The sequence below is a fragment of the bacterium genome (genome assembly GCA_009926305.1).
Taxonomy (GTDB): domain Bacteria; phylum Bdellovibrionota_C; class UBA2361; order UBA2361; family RFPC01; genus RFPC01.
This window is the reverse complement of sequence record RFPC01000030.1, coordinates 22,624-30,270: the sequence shown is the minus strand read 5'-3', so window position 1 is coordinate 30,270 and position 7,647 is coordinate 22,624. Positions and strand designations below refer to the sequence as shown.

6 protein-coding genes are annotated in these 7,647 nt (G+C 48.8%); all 6 read right to left on the bottom strand.

The window, feature by feature from the left end; genetic code table 11:
- On the bottom strand, nucleotides 1-361 hold a 361-nt coding region (locus EBR25_06665; GenBank protein ID NBW40672.1), incomplete at its 3' end, for a hypothetical protein.
- Nucleotides 362-419: 58 nt separating this feature from the next.
- Entirely contained in the window at nucleotides 420-4,913 is a 4,494-nt protein-coding gene (gene rpoB, locus EBR25_06660; GenBank protein NBW40671.1) for a DNA-directed RNA polymerase subunit beta, read from the bottom strand.
- A gap of 173 nt (nucleotides 4,914-5,086) precedes the next feature.
- Nucleotides 5,087-5,377 carry a hypothetical protein gene (locus EBR25_06655; protein NBW40670.1) on the bottom strand — a complete coding sequence of 97 codons (291 nt, stop codon included), beginning with the start codon at nucleotides 5,375-5,377 and terminating at the stop codon, nucleotides 5,087-5,089.
- A gap of 475 nt (nucleotides 5,378-5,852) precedes the next feature.
- The gene (locus EBR25_06650) at nucleotides 5,853-6,239 is read right to left on the bottom strand and encodes a 50S ribosomal protein L7/L12 (GenBank protein ID NBW40669.1); all 387 of its coding nucleotides are present in this window, start codon (nucleotides 6,237-6,239) and stop codon (nucleotides 5,853-5,855) included.
- Between the two features lie 61 nt (nucleotides 6,240-6,300).
- Nucleotides 6,301-6,900: a 50S ribosomal protein L10 gene (locus EBR25_06645; protein ID NBW40668.1), complete on the bottom strand. Its 600-nt coding sequence runs from the start codon at nucleotides 6,898-6,900 to the stop codon at nucleotides 6,301-6,303.
- 54 nt (nucleotides 6,901-6,954) lie between these two features.
- Nucleotides 6,955-7,647: a 50S ribosomal protein L1 gene (locus EBR25_06640; GenBank protein NBW40667.1), complete on the bottom strand. Its 693-nt coding sequence runs from the start codon at nucleotides 7,645-7,647 to the stop codon at nucleotides 6,955-6,957.

Genomic DNA, 7,647 nt, shown 5'->3' with positions numbered 1-7,647 from the left:
GCAAACTCTTGAGAAACCAGATATGCGCAACAGGACACGCCAATTCAATATGTCCAATGCGCTCGCGCCGTACTTTAGACTGAATAACCTCTACGCCGCACTTCTCACACACGACTCCGCGGTGACGAAGCCTTTTATACTTTCCGCAGATACACTCATAATCCTTGACGGGACCAAATATTTTGGCGCAAAACAGACCATCCCGCTCAGGTTTTAGCGTACGATAGTTAATCGTCTCTGGTTTCGTTACCTCACCGAAAGACCAGCTCCGCACTTTTTCTGGACTCGCTAACGAGATCTGTAGCGCGTTAAATTTTACTGGATTCTTTGGCTTCTCAAATAAACTAAAGAGATCATCCATTGTGTGTTTTCCTCTATAAGCGAAAGCTAAAATTTTCTATGCAAGACCTACCAATCAGTTATCCAATCGCAAGCTCAGTACTCCCCGAGGCCGCATCGGATCCTACCTGAAGGGACCCCTCTCCCTCCTCGGCTTCTTCCAGATCCTCCTCAGAAGGCTCTTCAACCAATTCAACATTCAAACCAAGTGATTGAAGCTCTTTCATCATTACGTTGAACGACTCAGGCAATCCAGGCTCGAGCACATGCTCACCTTTCACGATCGACTCATACATTCGGGTTCTACCACTTACATCGTCTGACTTGACGGTCAAAAACTCCTGCAAGCTGTATGCTGCTCCGTATGCATAAAGTGCCCATACCTCCATCTCACCAAGTCGCTGCCCACCAAACTGAGCTTTCCCGCCCAACGGCTGCTGGGTAACAAGCGAGTAAGGTCCTATTGAGCGGGCGTGAATCTTGTCATCAACCAAGTGATCCAGTTTCAACACATGCATCACCCCGACCGTGACCTGTTCTTTAAACGGCTCTCCAGAGCGACCATCATAGAGCTGCACCTGCCCCGAAGCGTTTTGGCCGGTTACTTGGAGCATATCCGCAATATCATCTTCGGTCGCAGCGTCAAACACAGGTGTGGCAAAATGCACTCCCTTCATTTCTCTACGACCCAGCTCTAACACACCTTCATCAGACAACTTGTTAATGAATGACATGTCCTTCGAACTGTTCATCACATGCACGAGAAGCCCACGAATCTTATCCGCTACTTCCTTCTTTAACTGTGAGGTAGATTCAGTTCGAGGCGCTCCAGAAATTGGATCTATTACTTTATCCAATTCTTCGCGCAGAATTCTTCCGACATTCCACGCCGTCCATCCGAGATGCGTCTCAAGAATCTGCCCAATGTTCATTCGTGAAGGAACCCCAAGAGGGTTCAGCACGACATCCACGGGCGTTCCATCAGCGAGGTACGGCATATCTTCCTGAGGCACGATACGTGAAAGCACCCCCTTGTTTCCGTGCCGCCCAGCAAGCTTATCTCCCACCTGCAGCTTGCGCTTGATGGCGATAAACACCTTGACCATCTTAATCACGCCAGGAGCAAGCTCATCGCCTTCTTTTAACCGTTCGATCTTTTCATTAAGCAGTGCGCGCTTACTATTCATGAGCTGTCCAGTTCGGACAACAACCTGATTAATACGCTCTTGCAGACTCTCATCCCCAACCTGAATATCCCGCTGGTACTCAAACGGAATAGAAGCAAGTATTTCAGGAGTTAACTCTACGCCCTTCGCCACAAGCTCCGCCCGACTCTCATCCACAAGACGTGCAGTGGTTGACTTTCCAACCAGTAACTCTTGGATCTCTTTGAGAGCAGCATCGCGAATAATATTCACTTCGTCCCGATAATCACCCTCAAGCCTCGCCTGCTCGCGCTCTTCGATCTGAATTGAACGCTCGTCCTTATCAGTTCCCTTCCGAGCAAAGACTTGAGTCGCAATGATAGTTCCTTCTACTCCCGGAGGAAGTTTGAGGCTTGTATCCCGAACCTCTCCAGCTTTTTCCCCGAAAATTGCTCGTAGGAGCTTCTCTTCAGGACTGAGCTGCGTCTCACTCTTCGGCGTAATCTTTCCGACAAGAATATCCCCAGGGGCTACTTCAGCACCAATCCGAATAATTCCAGAATCGTCAAGATCCTTCAGGGCCTCTTCACCAACATTTGGGATATCACGGGTAATTTCTTCCTTACCAAGCTTGGTATCTCGAGCAACGCACTCAAATTCCTCAATATGAATCGAGGTGAAGATATCATCCTTCACCAAGTTCTCATTGATAAGAATCGAATCCTCAAAGTTGTACCCGTTCCAAGGCATGAAGGCGACAAGTACGTTCTGTCCGAGTGCAAGTTCGCCCATCTCCGTGCTCGGTCCATCAGCAAGGATCTCATTTTTTACAATCTTTTCGCCCTCTGCCACGATCGGCTTCTGGTTGATACATGTATCTTGATTCGAACGTCGATATTTCACGAGCTTGTAGATATCGACACCGGTATCGAGCGGATCATCTGCTGCTGGCTTATCTGCACGAACAACAATTCTCTCCGCATCTACCGATACGACTTTACCTGGCCTCTTCGCTACTACCGTGGCGCCTGAGTCTCGCGCTACTACCTGCTCCATTCCCGTACCTACAAGTGGAGCCTGCGCTTTCAAGCAAGGCACAGCCTGGCGTTGCATGTTTGATCCCATCAGAGCTCGGTTCGCATCATCATTTTCCAAAAATGGAATCAGTGACGCAGCAACACTCACAATCTGCTTCGGACTAACATCCATTTTTGTGACTTTCTCTGGTGGTGCGAGAACGAACTCTCCACGGTCTCGAGCTTGTACCGCTGGAGCCGAAAATTTCCCCTTCTCATCGAGTCCCGCCGATGCCTGGGCTATCGTTTCCCTTTCCTCTTCGAGAGCCGATAAATAAACAATATCTGACGTCACCGAACCATCATTATCGACCACTCGGTATGGACTCTCAAGAAAACCGAAGTCGTTTACCCGTGCATAGGTTGCCAAGGAAGAAATCAATCCAATATTCGGCCCTTCCGGCGTCTCAATCGGACAAATTCTCCCGTAGTGAGTTGGGTTCACGTCCCGAACCTCAAACCCAGCTCGATCACGCGTGAGTCCTCCTGGCCCAAGCGCTGAAAGTCTGCGCTTGTGAGTAATCTCAGAAAGTGGATTCGTCTGATCCATAAACTGTGACAACTGAGAAGAGCCAAAGAACTCCTTCACTACTGCCGCGACGGGTTTATAGTTAATGAGATCTTGCGGAACCAGCGTGTCAATATCCTGCATTCCCATTCGCTCTTTAACAGCTCGCTCCATTCGCACAAGACCTATCCTGAACTGATTCTCAATCAATTCTCCTACTGCGCGAATTCTGCGGTTACCCAAATGATCAATGTCGTCAACGGTGTACCGGACGGGATCGGTTCCATTTCTCAGATTTAAAAGATAGCGAACAGACTCAACGATATCTTGCTCAGTTAATACACCGAGGTCGAGCGCTGGAGCCTCTTTGCCCTGGGACACGTACAACTTGTGATTGAGTTTATAACGACCGATATCTGATAAATCATACCGATCTGCATTGAAGAACAAGTTCTTGAACGTTGCTGCTGCTGTCTCAGGACGCGGTGGATCTCCAGGACGTAGCCTCCTGTAGATTTCCACAAGGCTATCTGTCACGGGTTGCCCCGAGAGACGGGCATACAAGTCTCCTCTTTCCGGCTCCATTTTATCAGTGAGTAGCGTCTTGAGCAGGCTGCTGCCGATATCGTTCTCCTCAAGGTAAAGCACGCGAAGCATCTCTACCCCTTGACCGAGTAGAACAGAAAGAGTGCCTTGTTCAACCACTTCTCCCTTTGCATTTACTTTATCAGGAGTCAGCTCTTCCCCTGCGTAAATCAGTACATCGAGGTCTTCAAGCAGCTCTCGAACCTTATCTTCAGAGAGCCGGTCAACAACTTCTGCAAAACGCTCCTTGATCACATCCCAACCAATCAGCAACTCTCCAGCATCGACAAGAATCTCTCCTGTTGTCGGGTGAATAATATCATCCTCTGCTTGAATGATCGTGTCTGCTACCACCATGCCGTTTACAGAATCTGGATCGATTTCAAGGTGAGTAATGCCGGCCTCTTTCATCCGACGAAGCACTGCCCTATTAAACTTCCCACCCTTCTTACAAAGAACTTTGGTGCCAGACTTTACTTCCCGAAATGATCGTTGTCCCTCGAGCTGCTCAGCAACAAACTCCTTGGTGATTAGCCCTCGCTTTCCGAAATAAACCTTATCTTGACGGTAGAACTCGCCTAGAATTTCGTCGGTTGAGTAGCCCAAAGCACGCAACAAAATACTAACGTTGAGTTTTCTCCGCCTGTCGATACGTACGTGTAAGATGTCTTTTATATCAAACTCGAGGTCTATCCATGAACCTCGGTAGGGAATTATACGCGCACTGTAGAGCAACTTGCCTGAGATGTGGCTCTTACCTTCATCGTGCCCAAAAAATACCCCTGGAGACCGGTGCAGTTGACTTACGATTACACGTTCGGTTCCGTTAATGAGAAATGTTCCCCGTTCTGTCATCAGGGGGATTTCTCCAAAGTACACGACATCTTCTTTCAATGCGCTCAGCGTCTTGTTCCCCGTTTCAGCGTCAACATCCCAAAGAACAAGCTGGATGGTAACTCGGAGAGGGGCTGCCCACGTCATGCCTCGGTCTCGACACTCGTCGACATCGTACTTCGGCTGACCCAAATCGTACTTTACGTACTCTAGCGTTGCCGTGTTGTTATAGTCTGATACTGGAAACACCGACTTAAAGACTTTCTCTAAGCCAATCTCTGCCCTCTTCTCTACGGGCACATTCGTCTGGAGAAACTTCTCGTAGGACTGCTTCTGTATAGATAAGAGATGAGGTATCTCTGCTATTTCTTCAATTCGTGAATAGTTCTTTCTTAATCGGAGGTTAGTCTTTAGCTTTGAAGCCATACCGAATAGTCCTGTTTGTTAAAGGTGTGGGCGGGTTTTTCTAACCACCGCGGTAGAGGTCTTTCTCACCCACCTACACCAAGTAAATCAAAAATCTATTTATCACTCCTCAGAGTCCCGTCCGCCGCTCACTCAAACTGCATCGCAGCCCTGAGAGAAACACTGCGCAGTCTTTACTGCTTGAACGCTCCCTGCCTCAAAAAACCACCTAGACCAAGAAAACCTCTCCCGCCACCCGAAGGATTAGAAGGAGAAAAGACTGAAGATGGTGCGAAACGCATTAGTAGATCATGAGAATCCAGTTGCTCGTCTGGCGAAACGACCACACTGCCCTCTTCCGCACCCGAGGCACTCCTACTATAGGAGGAATCAATATCCATACTGTGTACATCAGTACTGTGACGTAATGTAGGAATCTGGGAATTCGTGTTCATCAGGTCCGTGTTGTTACTTCGTTTGAACATCTACGCAAACTACTCTTCTCTACGGTCTACTTCTCTTTATGGAGAAAAACCTATAGCTCCCTGTAAGAATCTCCCCTGTAAGGATCTTCCCTGTAAGGATCTTCCCTGTGAGGATCTTCCCTGTGAGGAACGACCTCATGAACCTGATGGCGCCAAGACGACTCAGCGTTCGCGTCGAGTGATGTATCAGCCCGCCGCATCAAAGTCGCTCCGGACCCTCCAGCACTTCTTTCGTTCCTGCGGAGAGGATCCCTAGCAAGCACCTCTCTTAACAGAACCATCCAGAACAGAAACAAAGGGATCAGAGTTGTACAGGCGCGCTGCACCAGTATAACTCGTCCTCTACCCTATAGAAACTATCAGAAAATGCAACCGTGGGTGCCAGTTACCAATATACCCCGTTTCCAGAGCCACGAACTGGCGTTTTAGCCTGAGCGTGAGCCGCCCAGGCAAACCAGTATACTTTAGCCTAGTGCTACTTGAGCGATGCCTTAGCTCCTGCTTCCTCAAGCTTCTTCTTGAAGTCTTCGGCTTCTTCCTTTGAAACCCCTTCCTTCAGAACTTTCGGTGCTGAATCTACGATATCCTTCGCTTCCTTGAGCCCAAGTCCAGTGATCTCTCTTACTACCTTAATCACCTTAACGCGCTCAGAACCAGCATCATCCAGAGAAATATCAAATTCCGTCTTCTCCTCAGCAGCTTCGGCTCCACCAGCCGCACCAGCTGCACCAGCTGCCATCATCGCTACAGGAGCAGCCGCAGTTACGCCCAGCTCATCTTCTAGCTCTTTTACCATTTTTGCAGCGTCCATAAGAGACATGCCCTTGATGTACTCCACTACGTCTTCATAAGTAACGCTCATGTCATTTCCTCCAATTAAACTGACTAAAAATTTTTCGTTACTACCCTCTACTCACTACTCTCTATTCGCCCTGCTCTTCCAATTTTGCCCGCTGCGCATCAATAACACGGGTCAACTGAGTTGCCGGTGCTTGCAGCAATTGTACTACCTTTGTTGCTGGCGCAGATATTACGCTCAACAACTTCGCATAGAGCTCTTCTTTACTTGGCATGCTTGACAGGTTCTGAACCTCAGCAATATCCAAGTACTTCCCCTCAAAGAAACCACCCTTAATCTCTAGTGCCTCATACTCCTTAGCGAACTTCGCTAGTACTTTCGCAGGTGACACCGGATCGGCTTCTGAAAAGACAACAAAACTCGGACCATCTAATGTCGCAACAAACTTCTGAACTTCCTCTTGGTCTGCTTCCTTGTGGGCCTCATTCACAGAAATCTTTGCTAGTGTATTCTTTACAACCTTTCCGTAGGCTCCCTGTTCCTTCAAACCAGCTCGAAGATTCGTTGCTTGTTCGACAGTAAGTCCACGATAGTCGGCGCAAAGAGCAACAATACTCGAACTGAAAGCGCCCTTGAGCGACTCTACTTCTTGGATCTTCTCTGCTTTGTCCATTCCATTGCCTTTTAAAAACTCGAAGCCCCACATTCTAGAGCGAAGTGGCATCAAAAATCCAGATTACCACCCCAGAAATTGCAGCTCTGAGAAACTCTTTCTCTCCTAAACGTTCCGCACCAGCGATAAATCGAGCTCTACGCTTGGCCCCATCGTAAGCGAGAGGTATGCACTCTGCAGATACACCCCCTTACTCGTGGATGGCTTCTGCTTGTTCAATGCCCCTATAAGTGCCTCAACATTCTCTTGTATTTGCTCTGGGGTAAAGCTCGCTCTCCCCACAGAAGAGTGGACTATTCCAGCCTTCTCCACTCGGAACTCAGCTCTTCCCGCCTTCACTGACTTAACGGCGTCTCCGACGTTCGGAGTCACGGTGCCTACCTTTGGCGAAGGCATAAGTCCCCGTGGACCAAGAACCTTCCCAAGACGACCGACCAACGCCATCATATCAGGAGTTGCTATGACGCTATCAAAATCAAGAAAGCCTCCTTGAATCTTCTCGAGTAAATCCTCTGCACCCACTATATCAGCGCCTGCAGCCTCTGCCTCAGCAGCCTTATCACCCTTCGCAAACACAGCAACACGAATAGTCTTCCCTAACCCATGTGGGAGCTCCACACTCCCTCGAACATTTTGATCCGCCTTCCGAGGGTCTATCCCCAACTTCAAGGCGATATCCACGCCTTCGTCAAACTTTGCTGATTTTGTTGAGAGCGCCACCTGGCACGCCTCCGCGATGGGATACTGCTTCCCCGCTTCAATTAAGTTTTGTATTTTTTCGTACCGCTTCCCTGCCAT